At 55.4% G+C, this 24,205-nt stretch carries 28 protein-coding genes; all 28 read left to right on the forward strand.

The features are described 5' to 3' along the window. Positions 1-147 precede the first annotated feature (147 nt). Positions 148-1,422 carry a transcription termination factor Rho gene (gene rho, locus GS3922_RS16360; protein ID WP_063167180.1) on the forward strand — a complete coding sequence of 425 codons (1,275 nt, stop codon included), beginning with the start codon at positions 148-150 and terminating at the stop codon, positions 1,420-1,422. Between the two features lie 255 nt (positions 1,423-1,677). After that, positions 1,678-1,878, forward strand: a complete 201-nt coding sequence (rpmE, locus tag GS3922_RS16365; RefSeq protein WP_008880715.1) for a 50S ribosomal protein L31 — start codon at positions 1,678-1,680, stop codon at positions 1,876-1,878. Positions 1,879-2,039: 161 nt separating this feature from the next. Next, complete coding sequence (locus GS3922_RS16370) at positions 2,040-2,663, forward strand: thymidine kinase (protein ID WP_063167181.1); 624 nt, start codon at positions 2,040-2,042, stop codon at positions 2,661-2,663. A 319-nt stretch (positions 2,664-2,982) separates the two neighbouring features. Continuing rightward, on the forward strand, positions 2,983-3,423 hold the full coding sequence (locus GS3922_RS16375) for a hypothetical protein (protein WP_063167182.1): 441 nt from the start codon (positions 2,983-2,985) through the stop codon (positions 3,421-3,423). 93 nt (positions 3,424-3,516) lie between these two features. Next, a complete protein-coding gene (gene prfA, locus GS3922_RS16380; protein WP_063167183.1) occupies positions 3,517-4,593 on the forward strand; it encodes a peptide chain release factor 1 in 1,077 nt (358 codons plus the stop codon). Next, on the forward strand, positions 4,583-5,449 hold the full coding sequence (gene prmC, locus GS3922_RS16385) for a peptide chain release factor N(5)-glutamine methyltransferase (RefSeq protein WP_063167184.1): 867 nt from the start codon (positions 4,583-4,585) through the stop codon (positions 5,447-5,449). Before prfA ends, prmC begins: the two co-directional genes overlap by 11 nt. Positions 5,450-5,508: 59 nt before the next feature. Continuing rightward, complete coding sequence (gene spoIIR, locus GS3922_RS16390; protein ID WP_051391606.1) at positions 5,509-6,444, forward strand: stage II sporulation protein R; 936 nt, start codon at positions 5,509-5,511, stop codon at positions 6,442-6,444. A gap of 147 nt (positions 6,445-6,591) precedes the next feature. Beyond that, positions 6,592-7,635 (forward strand): L-threonylcarbamoyladenylate synthase, encoded by a 1,044-nt coding sequence (locus tag GS3922_RS16395; RefSeq protein WP_063167185.1) that lies wholly within the window; start codon positions 6,592-6,594, stop codon positions 7,633-7,635. A gap of 247 nt (positions 7,636-7,882) precedes the next feature. Further along, positions 7,883-8,434, forward strand: a complete 552-nt coding sequence (locus GS3922_RS16400; protein ID WP_020961518.1) for a manganese efflux pump MntP — start codon at positions 7,883-7,885, stop codon at positions 8,432-8,434. Between the two features lie 123 nt (positions 8,435-8,557). Continuing rightward, positions 8,558-9,004 carry a low molecular weight protein arginine phosphatase gene (locus GS3922_RS16405; protein WP_063167186.1) on the forward strand — a complete coding sequence of 149 codons (447 nt, stop codon included), beginning with the start codon at positions 8,558-8,560 and terminating at the stop codon, positions 9,002-9,004. Positions 9,005-9,032: 28 nt separating this feature from the next. Further along, positions 9,033-10,322, forward strand: coding sequence for a methyl-accepting chemotaxis protein (locus GS3922_RS16410; protein ID WP_063167187.1), 1,290 nt, complete (start codon positions 9,033-9,035; stop codon positions 10,320-10,322). Positions 10,323-10,464: 142 nt separating this feature from the next. Next, positions 10,465-10,911 carry a ribose 5-phosphate isomerase B gene (gene rpiB / locus GS3922_RS16415; protein ID WP_020961515.1) on the forward strand — a complete coding sequence of 149 codons (447 nt, stop codon included), beginning with the start codon at positions 10,465-10,467 and terminating at the stop codon, positions 10,909-10,911. Between the two features lie 68 nt (positions 10,912-10,979). Beyond that, positions 10,980-11,558: a TIGR01440 family protein gene (locus GS3922_RS16420; protein WP_063167188.1), complete on the forward strand. Its 579-nt coding sequence runs from the start codon at positions 10,980-10,982 to the stop codon at positions 11,556-11,558. A 93-nt stretch (positions 11,559-11,651) separates the two neighbouring features. After that, a complete protein-coding gene (gene glyA / locus GS3922_RS16425; protein ID WP_063167189.1) occupies positions 11,652-12,890 on the forward strand; it encodes a serine hydroxymethyltransferase in 1,239 nt (412 codons plus the stop codon). A gap of 201 nt (positions 12,891-13,091) precedes the next feature. Then, positions 13,092-13,721, forward strand: coding sequence for a uracil phosphoribosyltransferase (gene upp, locus GS3922_RS16430; protein WP_020961512.1), 630 nt, complete (start codon positions 13,092-13,094; stop codon positions 13,719-13,721). A gap of 378 nt (positions 13,722-14,099) precedes the next feature. Further along, positions 14,100-14,318, forward strand: a complete 219-nt coding sequence (locus GS3922_RS16435) for an AtpZ/AtpI family protein (RefSeq protein WP_063167190.1) — start codon at positions 14,100-14,102, stop codon at positions 14,316-14,318. A gap of 6 nt (positions 14,319-14,324) precedes the next feature. Further along, the gene (locus tag GS3922_RS16440) at positions 14,325-14,693 is read left to right on the forward strand and encodes an ATP synthase subunit I (RefSeq protein ID WP_063167191.1); all 369 of its coding nucleotides are present in this window, start codon (positions 14,325-14,327) and stop codon (positions 14,691-14,693) included. Positions 14,694-14,711: 18 nt separating this feature from the next. Next, positions 14,712-15,422: a F0F1 ATP synthase subunit A gene (atpB, locus tag GS3922_RS16445; protein WP_063167192.1), complete on the forward strand. Its 711-nt coding sequence runs from the start codon at positions 14,712-14,714 to the stop codon at positions 15,420-15,422. 78 nt (positions 15,423-15,500) lie between these two features. Continuing rightward, positions 15,501-15,713 (forward strand): F0F1 ATP synthase subunit C, encoded by a 213-nt coding sequence (atpE, locus tag GS3922_RS16450; RefSeq protein WP_003253662.1) that lies wholly within the window; start codon positions 15,501-15,503, stop codon positions 15,711-15,713. A gap of 187 nt (positions 15,714-15,900) precedes the next feature. Beyond that, complete coding sequence (atpF, locus tag GS3922_RS16455) at positions 15,901-16,443, forward strand: F0F1 ATP synthase subunit B (RefSeq protein WP_063167193.1); 543 nt, start codon at positions 15,901-15,903, stop codon at positions 16,441-16,443. Further along, complete coding sequence (locus GS3922_RS16460; protein ID WP_063167194.1) at positions 16,440-16,976, forward strand: F0F1 ATP synthase subunit delta; 537 nt, start codon at positions 16,440-16,442, stop codon at positions 16,974-16,976. Before atpF ends, GS3922_RS16460 begins: the two co-directional genes overlap by 4 nt. A 24-nt stretch (positions 16,977-17,000) precedes the next feature. After that, positions 17,001-18,509, forward strand: a complete 1,509-nt coding sequence (gene atpA, locus GS3922_RS16465; protein ID WP_063167195.1) for a F0F1 ATP synthase subunit alpha — start codon at positions 17,001-17,003, stop codon at positions 18,507-18,509. A gap of 65 nt (positions 18,510-18,574) precedes the next feature. Further along, positions 18,575-19,432, forward strand: a complete 858-nt coding sequence (gene atpG, locus GS3922_RS16470) for an ATP synthase F1 subunit gamma (RefSeq protein ID WP_063167196.1) — start codon at positions 18,575-18,577, stop codon at positions 19,430-19,432. A gap of 27 nt (positions 19,433-19,459) precedes the next feature. Continuing rightward, positions 19,460-20,881 carry a F0F1 ATP synthase subunit beta gene (gene atpD, locus GS3922_RS16475; protein ID WP_063167197.1) on the forward strand — a complete coding sequence of 474 codons (1,422 nt, stop codon included), beginning with the start codon at positions 19,460-19,462 and terminating at the stop codon, positions 20,879-20,881. 22 nt (positions 20,882-20,903) lie between these two features. After that, positions 20,904-21,305, forward strand: a complete 402-nt coding sequence (locus GS3922_RS16480) for a F0F1 ATP synthase subunit epsilon (protein ID WP_063167198.1) — start codon at positions 20,904-20,906, stop codon at positions 21,303-21,305. A 373-nt stretch (positions 21,306-21,678) separates the two neighbouring features. After that, complete coding sequence (locus GS3922_RS16485; RefSeq protein WP_063167199.1) at positions 21,679-22,047, forward strand: NADH-quinone oxidoreductase subunit A; 369 nt, start codon at positions 21,679-21,681, stop codon at positions 22,045-22,047. Next, complete coding sequence (locus tag GS3922_RS16490) at positions 22,038-22,550, forward strand: NuoB/complex I 20 kDa subunit family protein (RefSeq protein WP_063167200.1); 513 nt, start codon at positions 22,038-22,040, stop codon at positions 22,548-22,550. The genes GS3922_RS16485 and GS3922_RS16490 overlap by 10 nt, the downstream gene beginning before the upstream one ends. Positions 22,551-22,553: 3 nt before the next feature. Continuing rightward, positions 22,554-24,203: an NADH-quinone oxidoreductase subunit C gene (locus GS3922_RS16495; RefSeq protein WP_063167201.1), complete on the forward strand. Its 1,650-nt coding sequence runs from the start codon at positions 22,554-22,556 to the stop codon at positions 24,201-24,203. Positions 24,204-24,205 lie beyond the last annotated feature (2 nt).

Consider the following 24,205-nt stretch of genomic DNA (forward strand, 5'->3'; position numbering starts at 1 on the left):
GCAAAAATAAGCTCTGCCATTCTACTTCCTTATTTCAGCCTTCATCATCTTCTAAACGAATGATCCCTTCGCCTGTCGAATTGATGACAAATATGTCCGAACGCGAACGATGGGAGCATAGGAAACTTTGCAAAGTGTGGTGTCAAGATGGAGTTAACGTTAGCGGCTTTAGAAAACATGAAGTTAAAAGAGCTGTATGAGCTCGCCAGGCAATATAAAATTTCGTATTACAGCAAATTGACAAAAAAAGAGCTTATTTTTGCTATTTTGAAAGCGCGTGCCGAGCAAGACGGCCTCTTTTTCATGGAAGGCGTCCTCGAAATCATTCCGTCGGAAGGATTCGGCTTTTTGCGCCCGATCAACTACTCCCCGAGCTCGGAAGACATTTACATTTCCGCTTCCCAAATTCGCCGTTTTGATTTGCGCAACGGGGATAAAGTATCCGGCAAAGTGCGGCCGCCGAAAGAAAACGAGCGCTATTTCGGCTTGCTCCACGTCGAGGCGGTCAACGGGGAAGACCCGGAAATCGCGAAAGAGCGCGTCCATTTTCCAGCGTTAACCCCTTTATATCCGAATCGGCAAATGAAGCTCGAGACAACGCCGGACAAGTTGTCGACCCGCATCATCGACCTCATCGCCCCGGTCGGCTTTGGGCAGCGCGGGCTGATCGTCGCGCCGCCGAAAGCAGGGAAAACGATGCTGCTTAAAGAAATCGCCAACAGCATCACCGCCAACCACCCGGACGTCGAGCTGATCGTCCTTTTGATTGACGAACGGCCGGAAGAAGTGACCGACATCGAGCGGTCCGTACAAGGGGATGTCGTCAGCTCGACGTTTGACGAAGTGCCGGAAAACCATATTAAAGTGGCCGAGCTCGTCTTAGAGCGGGCGATGCGTTTGGTCGAGCATAAGCGCGATGTCGTCATTTTAATGGACAGCATCACCCGTTTGGCCCGGGCGTACAACTTAGTCATTCCGCCGAGCGGTCGCACGCTCTCCGGCGGGATCGACCCGGCCGCATTTCACCGCCCGAAACGGTTTTTCGGTGCGGCCCGCAACATCGAAGAGGGCGGCAGCTTAACGATTTTGGCGACGGCCTTAGTCGATACCGGCTCGCGCATGGACGATGTCATTTACGAAGAATTCAAGGGAACAGGCAACATGGAGCTCCACCTCGACCGGTCGCTCGCTGAGCGTCGCATTTTCCCAGCGATCGACATTCGCCGCTCCGGAACGCGCAAAGAGGAGTTGCTTATTCCGAAAGAACATTTGGATAAACTGTGGGCGATCCGCAAAACGATGGCTGATTCTCCGGACTTTATCGAGCGGTTTTTAAACAAGCTGCGCCGCACGAAATCGAACGAAGAATTTTTCGCCTTGCTCGATCAAGAATGGAAAAGCGGCGGCCCGCTTCGCCTCTAAATGGCTGGCGGAATTTGCCGGGAATCGCCCATTGCAAATCAGCGGAAAAGCTGTTATAATCTTAACATGTGTGTTTTAGCTAGCGCTTATGTGTTCACACGATGAACCGTCTGCACCGGCCGGGCTGCTCTCATAAAGCCCCGGCCGTTCCATGCGCGGCGCTTCGCCGGAAAGGCGGAAGCGCCTCGGGCATCGAGCCCGCACGAACGAATAACTCTGTTTCGATGAGATACAGGGCGGAAGGAGATGAAAACGATGAAACAAGGGATCCATCCAGCGTACAAAAAAGTGATCGTCCGCTGCGCATGCGGAAACGAGTTCGAAAGCGGTTCGGTCAAAGACGAGCTGCGCGTCGAGATTTGCTCGGAATGCCATCCGTTCTTCACGGGCAAACAAAAATTCGTTTCGGCAGCGGGCCGCGTCGATAAATTCAATAAAAAATACGGCCTTAAGTAAAAAAAGAACGGACGAAAGCAGGCAAGCGCACCGCTTGCCTGCTTTTTCGTGAGGGCAGATGGACGAACCGTTGCCCATAGAGCGGATCTTGCCGGCCGTTTCGGTCCGGTGCGGTTGGCTCGTTTTTCGATGACAGTGTTGAGCGAAAGGAGAGGCCCCCGATGTATGTGATGACGCAGTCCGGTTGGCTGGAAGTCATTTGCGGCAGCATGTTCTCCGGCAAATCGGAAGAACTGATCCGCCGCATCCGCCGCGCCCAGTTTGCCAAGCAGGAAGTGAAAGTGTTCAAACCGACGATCGACAATCGTTATAGCGAAGACGCAGTCGTGTCGCACAACGGCAATTCGGTGATCGCCATCCCGGTCGCGACGCCGGCCGAACTGTTTCGTTACATTTCCGCTGCCACCGATGTCGTCGCCATTGATGAAGTGCAGTTTTTTTCCGATGACATTGTTGATGTTGTGCAGACGCTCGCGGATCGCGGTTATCGCGTCATCGCCGCCGGGTTGGATCAAGACTTCCGCGGCGAACCGTTCGGACCGGTGCCCGCGCTCATGGCGATCGCCGAGTCGGTGACGAAACTGCAAGCGGTATGCACCGTCTGCGGTTCCCCAGCCAGCCGGACGCAGCGGCTTATTAACGGTGCGCCTGCTTCTTATGACGATCCGATCATTCTTGTCGGTGCCAGCGAAGCGTACGAACCCCGTTGCCGCCATCATCACGAAGTGCCGGGCAAACCGAAAAAGCGCCATGGCCATCCGCTCGCTGAACGTGCCGGCGAGTGACAGGATCAGGGGATCAAGAACGATACGTATCGGTGTTCCCATCGCTTGCTAGACGTGTCGGTAAACAACGGGAAAAGAGAAAATTCGCGGCAAACCGCAAGCCGTTTGTTTACTGAATGCGCCATTTACCAACGGTGACCAATGCCGGCGCGCGCCGGATGTTTCCGCCGCCCCGCTCAATGGGGGAATGAATGACATAGTTGCCCACAAACCGCGGCTTGGCTTTTTCCTTTGTTTAAAGGCGGTGGCCTCTCCGCTCGGAGAGGATATAAATATTATGGCTTGTCACGGGCATCCTAACAGCAGGGAGGCGAAAACAATGAAACGCATCTGGCTGTTAGGGATTGCCTTGTTGCTTTCGGCCTGTTCGTTGACCCCGGATCATTCGTCTTACCGCCAGCAAAGCGAAGACAAAAACGGTACGCGGCTGATGACGGACGAGCGGCCGAAAATGGATGCGGATCACGACTTGTACAACAACTTTGACGACCCAGAAAAAACGCGGCAAAACCCGAACTTCATTAGTTTGACCGAAGGAAGCGAAAACCAGCGCGCCGATACGCGGAAAGCCGCACAACTCATTGAGCGGCATACCGATTACCGCGCCGACTCCATCTGGTTTCACGGCAGCAATATGTATGTCACAGTCGATGTGCCGGAAACATTGTCCGCCGAAGAGCGGCAACGTGAGGCGAGCCGCATCGACAAACTGCTGACAAAAGCGATTCCGACGTACGAAATTATCGTGCGCGTGAACTAACACTCCCGCTTGCCAAAAGCGGGGGTTTTTGTTTGGTCTTGTTTCATGATATAATTTGAAATTAGACTGTGCTGAAAAACAGAGGTGAATGATGTGTTTGACCGGTTAGAAGCTGTCGAACAACGGTATGAAAAATTAAACGAGCTGTTGATGGATCCAGCCGTCATCAACGATCCGAAAAAGTTGCGCGATTATTCGAAAGAGCAGGCCGATTTGGCGGAAACGGTGCAAACGTACCGCGAATACAAGTCCGTTCGCGACCAGCTCGCGGAAGCGAAGGCCATGTTGGAAGAAAAGCTTGAGCCAGAGCTGCGCGAGATGGTGAAAGAGGAAATTGATGAACTCGAAGAACGGGAAGCGGCGCTCGTTGAGAAGTTGAAAGTGCTGCTTTTGCCGAAAGATCCGAACGATGAGAAAAACGTCATTATGGAAATTCGCGCCGCCGCCGGCGGCGAGGAAGCGGCGCTGTTTGCCGGCGACTTGTACCGAATGTACACGCGCTATGCCGAGTCGCAAGGGTGGAAAACAGAAGTGATCGAAGCGAGCCCGACCGGCCTTGGCGGCTATAAAGAAATCATCTTTATGGTCAACGGAAAAGGGGCGTATTCGAAGCTGAAGTTTGAAAACGGCGCCCACCGCGTCCAGCGCGTTCCGGAAACGGAGTCGGGCGGGCGCATCCACACGTCGACGGCAACGGTCGCCTGTCTGCCGGAAATGGAAGAAGTCGAAGTCGACATTCATGAAAAAGACATTCGTGTCGATACGTTCGCCTCGAGCGGGCCAGGGGGGCAAAGCGTCAACACGACGATGTCGGCCGTACGCCTCACCCATATTCCGACCGGCATTGTCGTCACATGCCAAGACGAAAAATCGCAAATTAAAAACAAAGAGAAGGCCATGAAAGTGTTGCGCGCCCGCATTTACGACAAATACCAGCAAGAGGCGCGCGCCGAATATGACCAGACGCGCAAGCAGGCGGTCGGCACCGGCGACCGTTCAGAGCGCATCCGCACGTACAACTTCCCGCAAAACCGCGTCACCGACCACCGCATCGGGCTGACGATTCAAAAGCTTGACCTCGTGTTGGACGGGCAGCTTGATGAAATTATCGAGGCGCTCATTTTAGACGACCAGGCGAAAAAATTGGAGCAAGCGAACGATGCGTCGTAACGTGCATGAAGTCCTCGCCTGGGCTTCTTCTTTTTTGCGCGCCCATGGGAAGGAGGAGCGGGCGGCCGAGTGGCTGTTGTGCCACCATTTGCGCACTGACCGGGCCGGGCTGTTCGCCCGTTGGCGCGAGCCCGTTGAGGAAGCGGTGTACGAACGGTTTACGGCCGATGTGCGCCGCCATGCCTTACACCATGTGCCGGTTCAATATTTGATCGGCCATGAATCGTTTTACGGACGGCCGTTCCTTGTGAACCGTCATGTGCTCATCCCGCGCCCGGAAACGGAAGAGTTGGTGCTTGGCGTCCTTGAGCGCGTGCCGCGCCTATTTGCCGGCCGGGAGCGGATTGATGTCGTCGATGTCGGCACCGGCAGCGGAGCGATCGCTGTGACATTGGCGCTAGAGAACAAAGCGTTGTCGGTGACTGCCACCGATATTTCCGAAGCAGCGCTCACAGTCGCTCGGGAAAACGCTCGCCGGCTTGGGGCAAGCGTTTCGTTTTTGCGCGGCGACTTATTGCAGCCGCTCATCGAACAAGGACGAACCGTCGATGTGGTCGTTTCGAATCCGCCGTACATTCCCGAGGCCGATGCTGCGTTGCTCTCTCCGGTCGTGAAAGACTACGAGCCGCACACCGCGCTCTTTGGCGGCCGCGACGGGCTTGACTTTTACCGCCGCTTCGCTCGCGATTTGCCGCTTGTGCTCGGCGTCCCGGCGCTTGTCGCGTTTGAAGTCGGCGCCGGACAAGGGGAAGCGGTCGCTGCGCTTTTAGCGGCAGCGTTTCCCGAGGCGCGGGTCGAAGTGGCCTTTGATTTGAACGGCAAGGACCGAATGGTTTATATGACAAGAAAAAATTAGATTCATAGGTTTAAAATGAGGCGGCGCCGTCCACAATGAGAGGTGAAAGGACGGTGCCGATGATGAGAATGAAGGGAAATTCCATCGCTGTATGTTTATATATCATTCTATTAACAACAGGCGTCCTCGTTCAGCTGTACGGCCAGCAGACCGATGCTGGGGCCAACGCCGCGGTCGCGGTTCCCGACGAGGCGGTTCGCTTGCGCATTTTAGCCAACAGCGATGCGGCTGCTGACCAAGAATTGAAACGAAACGTGCGCGATGCGGTGAACGCGCAAATCAACAGCTGGGTCGCTGAACTGACGTCGTTCGACGAAGCGAAGCGCGTCATCCGCTCCCGCCTGCCGGACATTGAACAGACAGTCGCTCGCGTGCTCCGTGATGAGCAAAGCAGCCAGTCGTACAAAGTAGAGTTTGGCCCGGTTCGCTTTCCGACGAAAGTGTATGGCGACTACGTCTATCCGGCCGGCACGTACGATGCGGTCCTCATTACGCTCGGGGAAGGGAAAGGGTCAAACTGGTGGTGTGTCTTGTTCCCGCCGCTTTGTTTTCTCGACTTTTCCAACGGTGACGCTGTGATGATGAGAGCGGAAGAAAGGCCGGCAAACGAGACAAGTAAGCCGGCACCGGCCGAGGCCGATCAGCCCGTTAAGAGAAAGCAGAGTGACAAGGAGGCGGTGCAGCCGGATGAACAAGAAGGCGGGAGCACCGCGGCGGCCATGGAGAAGACGGGGCGCCGCGCAGCGGCCGAGGACACGATAAGTGCTGAGACAGATAGTGTGAGCAAAGATGTGGATGACGTGGGGATTCGTGTGGGCGGTGTGGACAATGAGGCAGACGACGCGAGCACCGCTGCGAAGAACACGGGCGAGGATGCGAGTGAAGGGGGAGGAATAGACGGCGGAAACGCTTCTCCTGTCGTCATCGCTGAGCCGGAACAGCGGATCGAAGTGAAATTTTTCTTCAAAGAGTGGCTGGCCCATCTCATTCCATAAGATCCTATCCACAAAGTTATCCACAAAAATAACAGATTTATTCACAACTTGTGCGTAACTATGGACGGGCGGCGAAAACCGGTTCAGCGCTTCCGGACAAAGCCGCTATCTTCAAGGCGAATCAAGACGATAGAGAAGGTGAAACGATTGAAAACGCGTGTTTGGACTGTGGATAATATTGTTGATAAACAGCAAATTTATCCACAAATACAAGAGGCGGCCGAATGGCTGCGGGCCGGGGAAGTGGTGGCGTTCCCGACGGAAACGGTGTACGGCTTAGGGGCGGATGCGGCCAATACGGCAGCGGTGGGCAAAATTTTTGCCGCCAAAGGGCGGCCGAGCGACAATCCGCTCATCGTTCACGTCGCGAACGTAGCGCAAGTGGAAGCGATCGCCGCAGCGATCCCGCCGATGGCGAAAACATTGATGGAGCGGTTTTGGCCGGGGCCGCTCACGTTAGTATTGCCAAAACGGGCCAAAGCGGTGTCTGAACGGGTGACGGCTGGGCTGCCGACGGTGGCGGTGCGCATGCCGGATCACCCGCTGGCGCTCGCCTTGATCGAGGCGAGCGGCTTGGCGCTTGCCGCTCCGAGCGCCAACCGGTCAGGAAAACCGAGCCCGACGACGGCCGCCCACGTGCTCGCCGATTTAAACGGGCGCATCGCCGGGGTGATTGATGGCGGGCCGACCGGCATCGGCGTCGAATCGACTGTGCTCGATTGCAGCGGGGAGGTGCCGACGATTTTGCGCCCGGGCGGGGTGACGAAGGAGGCGCTGAGCGAAGCGGTCGGCCGCGTTGAGGAGGCCGTCGGCATGGGAGATGAACAGACAGCGCCGAAAGCGCCGGGGATGAAATATACGCATTACGCGCCAAAAGCGCCGCTTTCGATCGTCTCCGGCCCGCCGTCGTTGTTGCAGCAGCTTGTCGATGAAAGCCGGGCGGGGGGAAAAACCGTCGGTGTGCTGACGACTGAAGAAAATAAAAGCCGTTATGCCGCTGATGTCGTGTTGGCGTGCGGGACGCGCCGCGAGCTCGAAACGGTCGCCCATCGCCTGTACGATACGCTGCGCCGATTTGATGAGACGGGCGTCGACCTCATTTACAGCGAGGCGTTTCCAGAAGAAGGGATCGGCGTTGCGATCATGAACCGGTTGAAGAAAGCAGCCGGCGGGCGCGTCATTCGCGAATAGCGGAAACGAAAGCGCCCGTTGGCTAAAGCGCAAAGAAGCTGACGCAAAAGGTCATCTGCTAGTGAAACGAATCCATTTGATGTGTATATAGAGCGGTGAAAAAGGGGGTCTCATTGTGTTGCGGCACCCTTTTTCTTTTCGCCGTTCTGCACATGAAGCCGTCTTTCCCCCTGTATGACCAGTTTGCTTCTAAACGATTCTGGACGTGCATATGTTAGCAGTAAGGCCAGTCCGGGAGGGAAGGGGAATGGGCGCGTTAATCGGCGAAATGATCGCGCTGTCGCTAATGGCGCTGGCGCTAGGGATGGACGCATTTTCGGTCGCTCTAGGAATGGGGCTGTTGCGTCTTCGGCTTCGGCAAATTTTTTATATTGGGCTCACGATCGGCTTGTTTCATATTTTTATGCCGCTTGTCGGCATGGCAGTCGGCCGCTTTTTGTCGCGCGAGTTCGGCAGCATCGCTACTTATGCGGGCGGGCTGTTGCTATTATGGCTGGGCGGGCAAATGATCGTTACATCGTTTCAGCGGGGAGACGGGTCACCGTTGTTTCCGCGCGGGGCGGGGCTGCTTTTTTTTGCGTTCAGCGTTAGCCTCGACAGCTTTTCGGTCGGGCTAAGTCTTGGCATTTTCGGGGCGCGGACGATGGTGACGATCCTTCTGTTCGGCCTATTCAGCACGGTATTGACTTGGATCGGGCTGTTGGTGGGCCGCCATTTTCAGCAATGGCTCGGTTCATACAGCGAAGCGCTCGGCGGCAGCATTTTGCTCGCGTTCGGGCTGAAGCTGCTCTTTTCGTGAAAAATCGGGGCAGGCGATGCCGGCTTTTTCATTTACGTGGGAAAAAGCGGACTGCCTGCTTTTTTTTGCTCTTTTTCCTATGGTATATTGGTGGTAGGCCATTGTTGTGAAGAGGTGGTTGTCATGTCGTACCGCATTTTGTTCGTCTGCACAGGCAATACGTGCCGCAGCCCGATGGCAGCGGCATTGCTTGAGAGCAAGCAGCTGCCCGGTGTCGAGGTGAAATCGGCTGGGGTGTTTGCTGCGGAAGGAAGCGAGGCGTCCGCCCATGCGAAAACGGTGCTGAAAGAAAAGGGGATTGACGCATCCCACCGTTCCTCGCCGTTAAAAAAAGAGCATATTGATTGGGCGACGCATGTGTTGGCGATGACGTCCGGCCATAAAGAGATGATCATTGGCCGTTTTCCGGAGGCGAAAGACAAAACGTTTACGTTAAAACAGTTCGCTTCAGGAACAGACGGTGACATCGCCGATCCGTTCGGCGGCCCGGTCGAGGCGTACCGGGCGGCGCGCGATGAGTTGGCGGCGCTCATTGACCGCTTGGCGGAAAAATTGCAAGAGAGACAATGATCTGACATGATCGGTGAGGGGAAAAACGATGGGGGGAACAGATCGTTCGTTTGGTTTGCGCCTGAAGCTTGTCGTCTTTACGACGGCGCTGGCGCTCATTACATATTCAACGAGCGCCTTGTTCTTGTATGTGTTGTACGATTGGTGGTTTGCATCGTTCAATAAAGGCGTGTTCACGATTATTGTGCTGCTGCTCGGCATTTTTTGGTCGGGGGTGCTCGCCTATGTCGCGGCCGGCTGGATTACGAGGCCGCTGCAACGCCTCGAAGAAGCCGCTGTGAAGGCAGCCGGCGGGCACATTGAAGCGGACGTCCCGCTCCCTCCGTCCAATGACGAAATCCGCTCGCTTGCTGTCGCTTTCAACCGCATGCTCGGCCATTTGCGCGCGGTCGTCGCCAACATTGAAGAAAACGCGGTGCGCACGAACGAAAAGACGGCAGAGATAAAAGAAGCGTCTGAGGCGGCGGCGGGTCGTGCGCACGACATCGCGGCGACGATTGACGACATCTCCAAAGGGGCAGCGGCCTCGGCTGAAGCGACGCAGGCGGCAGCCGCGGCGGTCGAAGATGTGCTTGCCATCGCCGAGCAAGTGAAAGGGACGGCCGAGCGCGCCGAACAATCCGCGCAGGCGATGGCAGAAACGCTCAAAGCGAGCTGCGATGCGATCCGTTCCCTTGTCGACGGCATCGGACAGCTCGCCGACGATCAAGAAAGGTCGCGGGCAGTCGTCAAACAGCTTGAAGGAAACGCCAAACAAATTGGCAATATTACGTTGCTTGTCACCGATATTGCCGAGCAAACGAACTTGCTGGCGCTCAACGCCTCGATTGAAGCCGCCCGCGCCGGCGAGCATGGCCGCGGCTTTGCCGTTGTGGCTGAAGAAGTGCGCAAACTAGCCGATGAAAGCGCTAAAGCGGTCAAGCAAATCGCTGAACTCGTCGGCAACATTCAAAACGAAGTCGCCCATGTTGTGGCACAAATGGACAAGCAAGTAGCCGCTTCCAACGCTGCGGCGGCCAAAGGGGAGCGCACGAACGCGGCCATTGCGGCCATGACGGCGTCGGCGGATGAATTGATCCGCGCCGTCCATGAGATCGCCGGGTTGGCGAAAAATCAGATGGTGCATATGGGGCGAGCCGCTGCACAGGCGCAAGAAGTGGCAGCGATTGCCGAACAGACATCCGCCGGTGCGCTCGAAGTCGCGGCGGCGACGCGGGCACAAACGGCAGCGATCGGCGACGTGCACAAGCTGGCCAACGAGCTCGTCGAACAGGCGGAACAGCTGCAGGCAGCGGTCGCCCGTTTTCGCGCCAGTTAACATGACAGGCGCACCGACAAACACGCTGTCGACTTCGCTGCCGGAAACAAAAAAACCGCGCTAGCATCATGTGATAGGGTATCGATGAAACGCCCGCTCCGAGAGACAAGGGGCAGAGCGAACAGAAAGGAGACGAACGAACATGAAAGTGGCCATTGCTTCCGACCATGGCGGAATTCGTATCCGTGAAGAAATTAAAGCCCTTCTTGATGAAATGGGCATCGAATATACCGATTTTGGCTGCGACTGTGAAACGTCGGTCGATTACCCGGATTACGCGCTCCCGGTCGCTGAAAAAGTGGCGCGCGGCGAGTTTGACCGCGGCATTTTAATTTGCGGGACCGGCATCGGCATGACGATCGCCGCCAATAAAGTGAAAGGGGTGCGCTGCGCCCTTTGTCATGATGTTTACAGCGCCAAACTGACACGCATGCATAACGACAGCAACATCCTCGCGATGGGGGAGCGCGTGATCGGCCCTGGCTTGGCGCGTGAGATCGCGAAAGCGTGGCTCGAGACAGAATTCGAAGGCGGCCGTCACGCGCGGCGGATCGACAAAATCGCCGATTATGAAAACGAACATTTGTAAAAAATAAAAGGCGCATCGTTTCGCAAAAATTGCCGATATATCGGCGCATCAATAAGGGGGGGATGGCCATGGACGCACCATTGACCGAATGGCGGCAACAATGGCAAGCCATCTTGCGCGCGTTTCGCGAACAGGCGCCGCTTGGCCGCGGCCACATTGTGGTGGTCGGCTGCAGCACGAGCGAAGTGTTTGGCGAGCGAATCGGCACGGCCGGGTCGATGGATGTCGCCGCCATGCTTTTTGCCGAGCTTGAGGCGTGGCGGCGTGAAACCGGCATTGAGCTGGCGTTTCAATGTTGCGAACATTTAAACCGGGCGCTTGTCGTTGAGCGGGAGACGGCGCGCGCTCACGGGCTGGAGGTCGTTTCCGTCGTTCCGGTGCCGCAGGCGGGGGGAGCGATGGCCGCTTACGCCTATCGAAATCTCGCGGATCCGGTCGTCGTCGAGGCGATTCGCGCCGACGCCGGGATCGATATCGGCCATACGCTCATCGGCATGCATTTGAAGCCGGTCGTCGTCCCCGTGCGCGTCCCGGTGAAGCAAGTCGGAGCGGCGCATGTGACGTTGGCGAAAACACGGCCGAAGCTGATCGGCGGCGCCCGCGCTGTCTATTCGTTGGAAAATCCGAATGATTCCTGCACTTTCTAGTCATTTTATTCACTTTTTCTTTGGATTTGTCCGGTGAAAGCTGATAAAATAAAAACGGATATTCACTGAATTTTGTGTAAGGGGGAGCTATTGATGAACTACTTGCCACAACAAGATCCGCAAGTGTTCGCGGCCATCGAACAAGAGCGGAAGCGGCAGCACGCGAAAATCGAGCTGATCGCTTCGGAAAACTTCGTCAGCCGCGCCGTCATGGAAGCGCAAGGATCGGTATTGACGAACAAATATGCGGAAGGCTATCCGGGCCGACGCTATTACGGCGGCTGCGAGTACGTCGACGTGGTCGAAGATTTGGCGCGTGAACGGGCGAAGCAGTTGTTCGGGGCAGAGCATGTGAACGTCCAGCCGCATTCCGGAGCGCAGGCGAACATGGCCGTCTATTTCACCGTCCTCAAGCCCGGCGACACCGTGCTCGGCATGAACTTGTCGCATGGCGGACATTTGACGCACGGCAGCCCGGTCAATTTCAGCGGCATCCAGTACAACTTTGTCGAATATGGCGTCGATCCGGAAACGCATGTCATCGACTATGACGATGTGCGCGAAAAAGCGCGCCTCCATCGGCCGAAGCTGATCGTCGCCGGCGCCAGCGCCTATCCGCGCGTCATCGATTTTGCCAAGTTTCGGGAAATCGCTGATGAAGTCGGTGCCTATTTAATGGTCGATATGGCCCATATTGCCGGTCTTGTTGCGGCAGGTCTTCATCCGAATCCGGTGCCGTACGCCCACTTTGTCACGACGACAACGCATAAAACATTGCGCGGCCCGCGCGGCGGGATGATTTTATGCCAAGAGCAGTTTGCGAAACAAATCGACAAATCGATTTTCCCTGGCATTCAAGGCGGCCCGCTCATGCATGTCATTGCTGCGAAGGCAGTCGCGTTGGGCGAGGCGCTGCAAGAGGACTTTAAAGTGTACGCCAAGCGCATCATCGACAACGCCCAGCGCTTAGCGAACGCCTTGCAAAAAGAAGGGTTCACCCTTGTCTCCGGCGGCACGGACAACCATTTGCTGCTTGTTGACTTGCGCCCGCAGCAGCTGACAGGGAAAACAGCGGAGAAAGTATTGGATGAAGTCGGCATTACCGTCAACAAAAACACGATTCCATATGATCCGGAAAGCCCGTTTGTCACGAGCGGCATCCGCATCGGGACGGCCGCGGTCACGACGCGCGGCTTCGGCTTGGAAGAAATGGATGAAATCGCCGCCATTATCGGTCTCGTGCTGAAAAACAAAGATAATGAACAGGCGCTTGAAGAAGCGCGCCAACGCGTCGCCGCTTTGACGGAAAAATTCCCGCTCTACCAAGACTAAGGAGACAACGGCAATGGAACGCTCCCGTCTGCGTTCACATGTAGACATGGGGGTCTTCTCGGCTCAGAATGGGCGAGGCACACTGCCAATGATCGGTTCGGCAGTGTGCCTTTTCCTTTGTTTCAACAGTTGAACGGGCGCCCGTTTTCCAGTAGAATGTATAGAAGTGTACTGCCATACATACGGAAGAGGAGATGACCCATGGGAAAAGTGTATGTATTTGACCATCCGCTCATCCAGCATAAACTGACGTACATTCGCGACAAGCATACAGGTACAAAAGAATTTCGCGAGCTCGTTGAAGAAGTGGCGACGCTGATGGCGTTTGAAATTACGCGCGACCTTCCGCTTGAGGAAGTGGAGATCGAAACTCCTGTCAGCCGGGCGAAAGCGAAAGTCATCGCCGGCAAAAAGCTAGGCGTCATCCCGATTTTGCGCGCCGGTATCGGCATGGTGGACGGCATTTTGAAGCTCATCCCGGCAGCGAAAGTCGGCCACGTCGGCCTATACCGCGATCCGGAAACGCTCAAGCCAGTGGAATATTACGTCAAGCTGCCAAGCGATGTCGAAGAGCGCGATTTCATCATCGTCGATCCGATGCTCGCGACCGGCGGCTCGGCAGTGGCGGCGATCGAAGCGTTGAAAAAGCGGGGGGCGAAAAGCATTAAGTTTATGTGCCTGATCGCGGCGCCGGAAGGGGTCAAGGCGGTGGAAACGGCGCACCCGGACGTCGACATTTACATCGCCGCCCTTGACGAGCGGCTGAACGACCACGGTTATATCGTCCCCGGCCTCGGCGATGCCGGCGACCGGCTGTTTGGAACAAAATGACAGTCAACTGAACAAGACGCCGCGCATACGGCGAACAAAAGGGTGCCCGCATGGCCGGGACACCCTTTTTCGGCATACATATGGAAACCTTCTTGCGTTATGATTACCTGCGACGCCGCCTGCTATGGCGGGAAGCTGAACGGCCAAGTCAGGCAGAAAGAGCAGCTAAAAATAAAATATACCATTATACATGATATTTGTGAAAAGAAAATGAGAAATTGTCACAAATTATTAATATTTGCCCTGTGTTAATGAGGTTTTGTGTGGAAATACATTGACATGAACCTATTGGTATTGTATGCTTTACAGGGGATATGTTGAGAGGGTTTTCACTGTCTAAAACTACTCTTGTTATCAACTTAGTGGGGTATATGGTCTATGAAAAAAAATGACCGCCACCCGTTTCGAGCGATCGGGTTGATGTCGGCAATTACATCACAACTTGTCGGCTGCACGTTAGTCGGTTTGTTCGGTGGAAGATGGGCCGACCGGCAATTAGACAGTGAGCCGATTTTTCTAATTATTGGCCTGTTGCTCGGTTTAGCGGCAGGAGTTTTTGCCACGCTGAAAACAGTCCGACGCTTTTTTGAGGAATAAGGAGCCATGCTCGATACGATCATCAAACGAATTCAAAACCAACTGTTCATCTTGATGGCTTGTTATGCATTAGGGGCGATATGGACAAAGTATGAAGGGTGGTTTTTTAGTCTGCTCGTCGGTACAGCGGCAGGATGGTACAGCATACGGCTGTTGGCTCGGCGTGTAAGAAAGGTCGGAGAAGCGGTCGCTGAAGGGCGTCGCCCTCCGTCGCTTGGGACAATGATCCGTTTTGCGTTGGCGATGGCGGTTGCCTTTCTTGTGTCCCGTTACCCCCAACATTTGTCGGTGGTGCCGGCGGTGATCGGCCTATCCACCCCGTATATTTTGTTGGTAGTAAATCATTTTTTACATAATGATCAATCAGCTGCATAGAAAGTGAGGTGAGCGATAATGGATCATAAAGCGCCACTTTATGAATTGTTTGGTCTTACATTTAATTTGGCCAACGTATTAATGGTGACTATCACTTGCGTCATTGTACTGGCTATTGCCATTGCGGCAACGCGTAATCTTTCGATGAGGCCGACAGGATTGCAAAATTTTATCGAGTGGGTTGTCGATTTTGTGAAAGGAATCATTAAAAGCAACATGGACTGGGCAACAGGGGGGCGTTTTCATTTACTCGGTTTAACGTTAATTATGTATGTTTTTGTCGCCAACATGTTAGGTCTTCCATTCTCCGTTGTCGTCCATGATGAATTATGGTGGAAATCACCGACAGCCGATCCGGCTATTACGTTGACGTTGGCTGTGATGGTTGTAGCCCTTTCCCACTACTACGGCATTAAACTGCGCGGCGCTTCCGAATACTTAAAAGGGTTTGCAAGCCCAATGTGGTTTATGTTTCCCCTCAAGATCATTGAAGAATTCGCCAATACATTGACACTTGGTCTCCGTCTTTACGGAAACATTTTTGCCGGCGAAATTTTGCTTGCATTGCTTGTCGGGGGGCTGGCCACCGGTGTCGGAGGAACGATTGCCGCGATCATTCCGACGATGGTATGGCAAGCGTTTAGTATTTTCGTCGGGGCCATTCAAGCATTCATATTCACCATGTTAACAATGGTATATATGGCGCATAAAGTTAGCCATGATCATTAATCTTCATCTTGATCCATGTTCTGTTTACTATTTTTAAAAAATAAATCAACTTTTTAGTTAATAAGGAGGATTCTTCAGATGGGTGTATTAGCTGCAGCAATTGCTATTGGTCTTGCCGCACTTGGTGCGGGTATCGGTAACGGTTTAATCGTTTCTCGTACAGTAGAAGGAATTGCACGCCAACCGGAAGCGCGCGGCATGCTGCAAACGACAATGTTTATCGGGGTTGCGCTTGTTGAGGCGATTCCGATCATCGCGGTCGTTATCGCGTTTATGGTACAAGGAAGATAACAAATGGGGAGCGCTTGTTAACGGAATGTTAACAAGCGCCTTCAGCAAAAAGAAAGGTCAAAGTCATGATGGCGAAGATCATTCGATAAGAACCTTCGCCATTGCTTTATGTATGCCTTGATATAGAGGGACGACCGATCAGCAATGTTCGGTCAAGACGCAACGGCCGAAAGGAGTGAACGAAAATATGTTGGCAGCATTACAAACAGCGGCGCTCGGCGCAGCGGCTGGGCATGGAGCGGTCAACACCGGGGACATCATTTTTCAGCTTGTCGCGTTTATTTTGTTGATGCTTTTGCTTCGCAAATTTGCCTGGGGACCGCTTATGAGCGTCATGAAACAACGCGAAGAGCATATTGCCAATGAAATTGACCAAGCGGAAAAACGCCGCCAAGAGGCGGAAAAACTGCTTGAAGAACAGCGTGAACTGATGAAGCAATCGCGCCAGGAAGCGCAAACGCTCATTGAAAATGCGCGCAAGCTCGCCGAAGAGCAAAAGGAACAAATCGTCGCCTCGGCCCGTGCGGAAGCGGAGCGGGTAAAAGAAGCGGCGAAACAAGAAATCGAGCGCGAAAAAGAACAGGCGATGGCCGCGCTTCGCGAACAAGTGGCGTCGTTGTCTGTCTTCATCGCTTCGAAAGTGATTGAAAGAGAATTGACCGAACAAGACCAGCGCAAGCTGATTGAAGCGTACATTAAAGACGTGCAAGAGGTAGGAGGAGCGCGATGAACCAAGAAGTGATCGCTAAACGGTATGCATCCGCTCTGTTTCAAATCGCGCTTGAACAGCAGCAGCTGGACAAGATCGAGGAAGACATTCGCGCCGTGCGCCAAGCGTTGGTGGAAAACGGCGAGTTTTTATCGCTTCTTTCCAATCCGAAACTTTCCTTAGACAAGAAAAAAGCGCTCGTTCGCGAAGCGTTTGCCGGCATTTCCGCTCCGGTGCAACATACGCTTTTGCTTCTTCTTGAGCGCCATCGCTTCGGCCTTGTGCCCGAACTGGCCGAGCAGTTTATCGTCCTCGCTAACGACGCGCGCGGCATCGCCGAGGCGATCGCCTATTCAGCACGGCCGTTGACGGATGAAGAACTGCAGGCGCTTTCTGACGTATTTGCCAAAAAGGTGGGCAAAGAGACGCTCCGCATTGAAAATATCGTCGACCCGGAACTCATTGGCGGTGTGAAGTTGCGCATCGGCAACCGCATTTATGACGGCAGCGTCAGCGGACAGCTGGAACGGATTCAGCGGCAGCTCATTAGTTAACATTTGGAGACAGGGGTGAAAGGCATGAGCATTAGAGCGGAAGAAATTAGCGCGCTCATTAAGCAGCAGATTGAAAACTACGAATCGCAAATCCAAGTGAGCGACGTCGGCACCGTCATCCAAATCGGCGACGGGATCGCCCGCGTTCACGGGCTTGATAACGTCATGTCCGGCGAGCTCGTTGAATTCGCCAACGGCGTCATGGGCATGGCGCTCAACTTGGAAGAAAACAACGTCGGTATTGTTATTTTAGGTCCGTACACCGGCATTAAAGAAGGAGACGAAGTGCGCCGTACCGGACGGATTATGGAAGTGCCAGTCGGGGAGGCGCTCATCGGTCGCGTCGTCAACCCGCTCGGCCAGCCAGTCGACGGCCTAGGTCCGGTGGAAACGACGGAAACGCGTCCAATCGAAAGCCCGGCGCCGGGCGTTATGGATCGGAAATCGGTACATGAGCCGCTGCAAACCGGGATTAAAGCGATCGACGCGCTCGTGCCGATCGGCCGCGGACAGCGCGAGCTCATCATCGGCGACCGGCAAACCGGGAAAACGTCCGTTGCGATTGACACGATCATCAACCAAAAAGGCCAAAATATGATTTGTATTTACGTCGCCATCGGGCAAAAAGAATCGACGGTTCGTACGGTTGTCGAAACGCTCCGCAAACACGGCGCGCTTGACTATACGATCGTCGTCACCGCTTCGGCGTCGCAGCCGGCTCCGCTCTTGTTCTTGGCGCCGTATGCGGGCGTATCGATGGGCGAGTATTTCATGTACAAAGGCCAACACGTCTTAGTCGTTTACGACGACTTGTCGAAGCAAGCCGCTGCGTACCGCGAGCTGTCGCTGTTGCTTCGCCGTCCGCCAGGCCGTGAAGCGTACCCGGGGGATGTCTTCTACCTGCACTCCCGCCTGCTTGAGCGCGCAGCGAAATTGAGCGATGCCAAAGGCGCCGGCTCCTTGACCGCGCTTCCGTTCGTCGAAACGCAAGCGGGCGACATCTCCGCCTACATCCCGACGAACGTCATCTCGATTACGGACGGACAAATTTTCTTGCAATCGGACTTGTTCTTCTCCGGCGTCCGCCCGGCGATCAACGCAGGGCTGTCCGTTTCGCGCGTCGGTGGTGCCGCGCAAATTAAAGCGATGAAAAAAGTATCGGGGACGCTCCGTCTCGACTTGGCGGCATACCGTGAATTAGAAGCGTTCGCCCAATTCGGTTCCGACCTCGATAAAGCGACGCAAGCGAAGCTTGCCCGCGGGGCGCGCACGGTTGAAGTGCTGAAACAAGACTTGCACCAACCGATTCCGGTCGAAAAGCAAGTCGCCATCATTTACGCTTTGACGCGCGGCTTTTTGGATGACATTCCGGTCGAAGACGTGCGCCGTTTTGAAAAAGAATTTTTCTTGTGGCTTGACCAAAACGGACAGCACTTGCTTGAACACATCCGTACGACGAAAGACCTTCCGAACGAGGAAGATTTCAATAAAGCGATCGAAGCGTTCAAGAAAACGTTTGTCGTTTCCCAATAAGGCTGACGGGGGCGTTCGGCCCCCGCGCCTGTTAGATCTCGTGCAGCAAAAAGGTGGTGAAACCTTTGGCATCGTTACGCGACATTAAAACGCGCATCAACTCGACGAGAAAAACGAGCCAAATTACGAAAGCGATGGAAATGGTCTCGACGTCGAAATTAAACCGCGCGGAGCAAAACGCGAAGTCGTTCATTCCATACATGGAAAAACTGCAGGAAGTCGTGGCCAACGTCGCACTTGGCGCCGGCGGCGCTTCCCACCCGATGCTCGTTTCGCGCCCGGTGAAAAAGACGGGGTATTTGGTCATTACGTCGGACCGCGGCTTGGCCGGAGCATACAACAGCAACGTGTTGCGCACCGTCTACCAGACGATTCAAGCGCGCCACTCCTCCCCGGATGAGTATGCGATCATCGTCATCGGCCGCGTCGGGTTAAACTTTTTCCGCAAACGGAACATGCCGGTCATTCTTGACATTACCCGCTTGCCGGATCAGCCGTCGTTCGCCGATATTAAAGAAATTGCCAACAAAACGGTCGGATTGTTCGCCGACGGCACGTTTGATGAACTGTATATGTACTATAACCATTATGTGAGCGCGATCCAGCAAGATGTGACGGAACGGAAGCTGCTTCCGCTCACCGATTTGGCTGATAACGAGAAGCGCACGATATACGAATTTGAACCGTCGCAAGAAGAAATTTTGGACGTCTTATTGCCGCAATATGCGGAGAGCCTCATTTACGGCGCGTTGCTCGATGCGAAAGCGAGCGAACACGCCGCCCGGATGACAGCGATGAAGAACGCGACCGACAACGCGCACGAACTCATTCGCACGTTGACGCTTTCCTACAACCGCGCTCGCCAAGCTTCGATCACGCAAGAAATTACAGAAATTGTCGCCGGGGCAAACGCCTTGCAATAGCGGACTAGCAAGTTAGGAGGGAAAACGATGACAAGAGGACGCGTTATTCAAGTCATGGGTCCGGTTGTAGACGTCAAGTTCGAAAACGGTCACTTGCCGGCCATCTACAACGCCCTGAAAATTCAACATCAAGCGCGCAACGAAAACGAAGTCGACATCGACTTGACATTGGAAGTCGCCTTGCACCTTGGCGATGATACGGTACGGACGATCGCGATGGCGTCCACCGACGGGTTGATCCGCGGCATGGAAGTGGTGGACACCGGTGCGCCGATCTCGGTTCCGGTTGGCGATGTCACGCTCGGCCGCGTCTTTAACGTCTTAGGCGAGCCGATCGATTTGCAAGATGACATTCCGGCTGAAGCCCGCCGCGACCCGATTCACCGTCCGGCGCCAAAATTCGAGGAATTGGCGACGGAAGTCGAAATTTTGGAAACAGGGATTAAAGTCGTCGACTTGCTTGCCCCGTATATTAAAGGCGGTAAGATCGGCTTGTTCGGCGGTGCCGGCGTAGGAAAAACGGTCTTGATCCAAGAGCTGATCCACAACATCGCCCAAGAGCACGGCGGGATTTCCGTCTTCGCCGGCGTCGGGGAACGGACGCGCGAAGGGAACGACTTGTACCATGAAATGAAAGATTCCGGCGTTATCAGCAAAACGGCCATGGTGTTCGGGCAAATGAACGAGCCGCCGGGCGCGCGGATGCGCGTCGCGTTGACCGGCTTGACGATGGCCGAATATTTCCGCGATGAGCAAGGGCAAGACGTGCTGCTCTTTATCGATAACATTTTCCGCTTCACGCAGGCCGGTTCGGAAGTGTCGGCGTTGTTAGGCCGTATGCCGTCAGCTGTTGGTTATCAGCCGACATTGGCGACGGAGATGGGTCAATTGCAGGAGCGGATTACGTCGACGGCCAAAGGCTCGATCACCTCGATCCAGGCGATTTACGTCCCGGCCGACGACTATACGGACCCGGCTCCGGCAACGACGTTCTCGCACTTGGATGCGACGACCAACCTTGAGCGGAAGCTCGCCGAGATGGGGATTTATCCGGCCGTTGACCCGCTTGCGTCGACATCGCGGGCATTGGCGCCGGAAATTGTCGGCGAAGAGCATTACCAAGTGGCTCGCCGCGTGCAACAAACGCTGCAGCGCTATAAAGAATTGCAAGACATTATCGCCATCTTAGGGATGGACGAACTGTCGGACGAAGACAAGCTCGTCGTCCACCGCGCCCGCCGCATTCAGTTTTTCTTGTCGCAAAACTTCCACGTGGCGGAACAGTTCACGGGCCAACCGGGTTCGTACGTGCCGGTTAAGGAAACGGTGCGCGGCTTTAAAGAAATTTTGGAGGGCAAATACGACCACCTTCCGGAAGATGCGTTCCGCTTAGTCGGCCGCATTGAAGAAGTTGTCGAAAAAGCGAAAGCTATGGGTGTCGCAGTGTGACCCGGGATAGGGGGATTGGACAATGAAAACGATCCATGTGAGCGTGGTCACTCCTGATGGCCCGGTGTACGAAGGCGATGTGGAGATGGTAAGCGTGAAGGCGAAAAGCGGCGAGCTCGGTATTTTGCCGGGGCACATTCCGCTTGTCGCTCCGCTTGAGATTAGCGCAGCCCGTCTGAAAAAGGACGGCAAGACGGACTATGTTGCGGTCAGCGGCGGCTTTTTAGAAGTCCGCCCGGACAAAGTGACGATTTTGGCCCAAGCGGCTGAGCGGGCGGAAGACATCGATGTCCTCCGCGCCAAAGCGGCGAAAGAACGGGCGGAACGCCGCCTGCAAAGCCAGCAGGATGATATTGACTTCAAGCGGGCCGAACTGGCGTTAAAACGCGCCTTGAATCGCTTGAACGTTGCTGAAACGAGATAAGCAGAGAAGCAAACGCTTCTCTGCTTTTTTTATTATCCTAAACCGGGCAGATCCCCGCTTCTACGCGTGAGCGTAGGCGGCGTAAGCGTTCGGTGAAAACTCGACTCGAACCATCCCATTGGGCATCAAGGGGGCTGTCGGGGGCCTGATTCGCCTTGGACCAAATGGGGAGAAGAGCATGCTGTCTGCGCTTGGCGCGTCAATCGAACAAGGTGTGGCTGCGTTTCACGATTTCCTACAGTGTTGGCAGTGATAACCCGAAGTGTTGCTGACACGGCTGGATATAAATGTTATAATGAAATCGAAGGAATTGTTTAAAAATTTCACCATTAACATCATACGTATGTAGTAAACCAGGAAGGGGGCGAGCTTGTTGAGCAACATTTACGCCAACAGTTATTTGATTGTCTTTGTCTTTCTTTGCCTCGGCGTGCTGCTGCCGATCGGGGCGCTTACGGCCGGACGATGGCTGCGCCCGAACGTACCGAACGAGATGAAGGCGACGACTTATGAAAGCGGTAACATTCCGTTTCATGACTCGCGCATCCAGTTCCAAGTCCGCTATTACTTATTTGCTTTGTTATTTGTCATTTTTGACGTCGAGACGGTGTTTTTATATCCGTGGGCGGTCGTCTACGATCAACTCGGCCTGTTTGCTTTAGTGGAAATGATCATTTTCATCGTTTTGCTTGCCATTGGCCTCATTTATGCCTGGAAAAAGAAGGTGTTACGATGGATGTAAAATGGGATGGTTTAACTTTCGCCGAGATGGAAGAAGTAAAGCGAAACGTGTTTTTTACGACGCTGGAACAGTTAAAAGGATGGGCGCGAAGCAACTCGCTCTGGCCGCTGACGTTCGGCCTTGCCTGTTGCGCGATTGAGATGATGGCCGTCGGCGGCGCCCATTATGACCTTGACCGGTTCGGCTCATTTTTCCGCGCCTCGCCGCGGCAATCAGACGTCATGATCGTCTCCGGAACAGTGACGAAAAAAATGGCGCCGCTTTTGCGCCGGCTGTATGATCAAATGCCGGAGCCAAAATGGGTGATCGCCATGGGGTCGTGCGCGACGGCGGGCGGACCGTACGTCAAATCGTACAGCGTCGTGAAAGGGGTTGACCAAATTGTCCCGGTCGACGTGTACATACCCGGCTGTCCGCCGAACCCTGCGGCGCTGATTTACGGCATCCATAAATTAAAAGAAAAAATCCGCTTGGAAGCCAAAACAGGGAAGAAGGTGTTGTAACCGATGGATGAGGAAAAAGATTTGGCCCAGCGAAAAAAAGAAGCAGCCGAGCGGGCGAAGCAGCTGGCGCGTGAACGGCTGGCCGCCAAGCAGGCAGCCGAACAGGCCAAGTCAGCCGCTGGCCAAGGCGGCGCTCCGGACAGCGATTTGAAAACGCCTTCGGATTCGTCCACCCGCCCGGTAAAGGAAGAGTCGGGCGCAGCGCAGCCGGCATCACCCGCAGACCTCGAAGCAGCGAAAAAACGGGCCGCGGAAGAAGCGCGAGCGAAGGCGGCCGAACTGCGCCGGCAGCGCGAGGCAGCGGCGTCCGGAGGGGCGACAGGCGACGACCTTGAGGCGGCGAAGAAAAAAGCGGCGGAAGAAGCGCGAGCGAAGGCGGCTGAACTGCGGCGGCAGCGCGAGGCAGCGGCGTCCGGAGGGGCGACAGGCGACGACCTTGAGGCGGCGAAGAAAAAAGCGGCGGAAGCAGCGCGAGCGAAGGCGGCCGAACTGCGCCGGCAGCGCGAGGCAGCGGCGTCCGGAGGGGCGGCAGGCGACGACCTTGAGGCGGCGAAGAAAAAAGCGGCAGAAGCAGCGCGAGCGAAGGCGGCCGAACTGCGCCGGCAGCGCGAGGCGGCAGCGTCCGGAGGGGCGACAGGCGACGACCTTGAGGCGGCGAAGAAAAAAGCGGCGGAAGCAGCGCGAGCGAAGGCGGCTGAACTGCGCCGGCAGCGCGAGGCGGCAGCGTCCGGAGGGGCGACAGGCGACGACCTTGAGGCGGCGAAGAAAAAAGCGGCGGAAGCAGCGCGAGCGAAGGCGGCCGAACTGCGCCGGCAGCGCGAGGCAGCGGCGTCCGGAGGGGCGGCGGAAGAAGACCTCGAGTTAGCGAAGAAAAAGGCCGCCGCCGCGGCGAAGGCGAAGGCGGCGGCGTTGGCTAAACAAAAGGCCGCTGAAGCGGCGGGAAGCGACGACGAGCTGGCGAAGCAAAAAGCGGCAGCCGCCGCGAAGGCGAAAGCTGCCGCTGCGGCGAAAGCGCGGGCTGCCGCCATGGCGAAGCAACAAGGCGACGCCGCCGATGATGACGCGGCGAAACAAAAGGCAGCAGCCGCCGCGAAGGCAAAAGCAGCAGCCGCCGCCCGGGCGAAGGCGAAAGCCGCTGGCGCTGACGGCGGAACGGAACAGCCGTCTTCCCCGTCGCCGAACGATCCGCTGCTGCAAAAATATGTCCGCGTCATTCAGGAACATCTTGGGCCGGATGTGCTCGAAGACGCCTATATCAACCGGCTGGCGAAAGACGTGCCGACGCTTGTTGTTAACAAAGAGGCGTACTACAAAGTGGCCGAGTTTTTGAAATACAATGAGCAGCTCTGGTTTGATTATTTGTCCGAGCTGCACGGAACCGATTTTCAAACGCATATGGAAGTGTACGTCCACTTGTATTCGTATCCGAACCGGCAGCCGGTGGCGCTCAAAGTGAAAATCGAGCGCGACAACCCGGAAATCGATTCGCTCGTCCCGCTTTGGCCGGGGGCGAACTGGCCGGAATGCGAAGCGTACGATTTGCTTGGCATCCGATTCCGCGGCCACCCGAATTTAATCCGCATCTTCCTAGGAGAGCAATGGGTCGGGCATCCGCTGCGCAAAGATTACGAGCCGTATGATGCGGAGGTGTAAAC

Origin of the sequence: Geobacillus subterraneus (assembly GCF_001618685.1) — a bacterium.
Lineage (GTDB): Bacteria > Bacillota > Bacilli > Bacillales > Anoxybacillaceae > Geobacillus > Geobacillus subterraneus.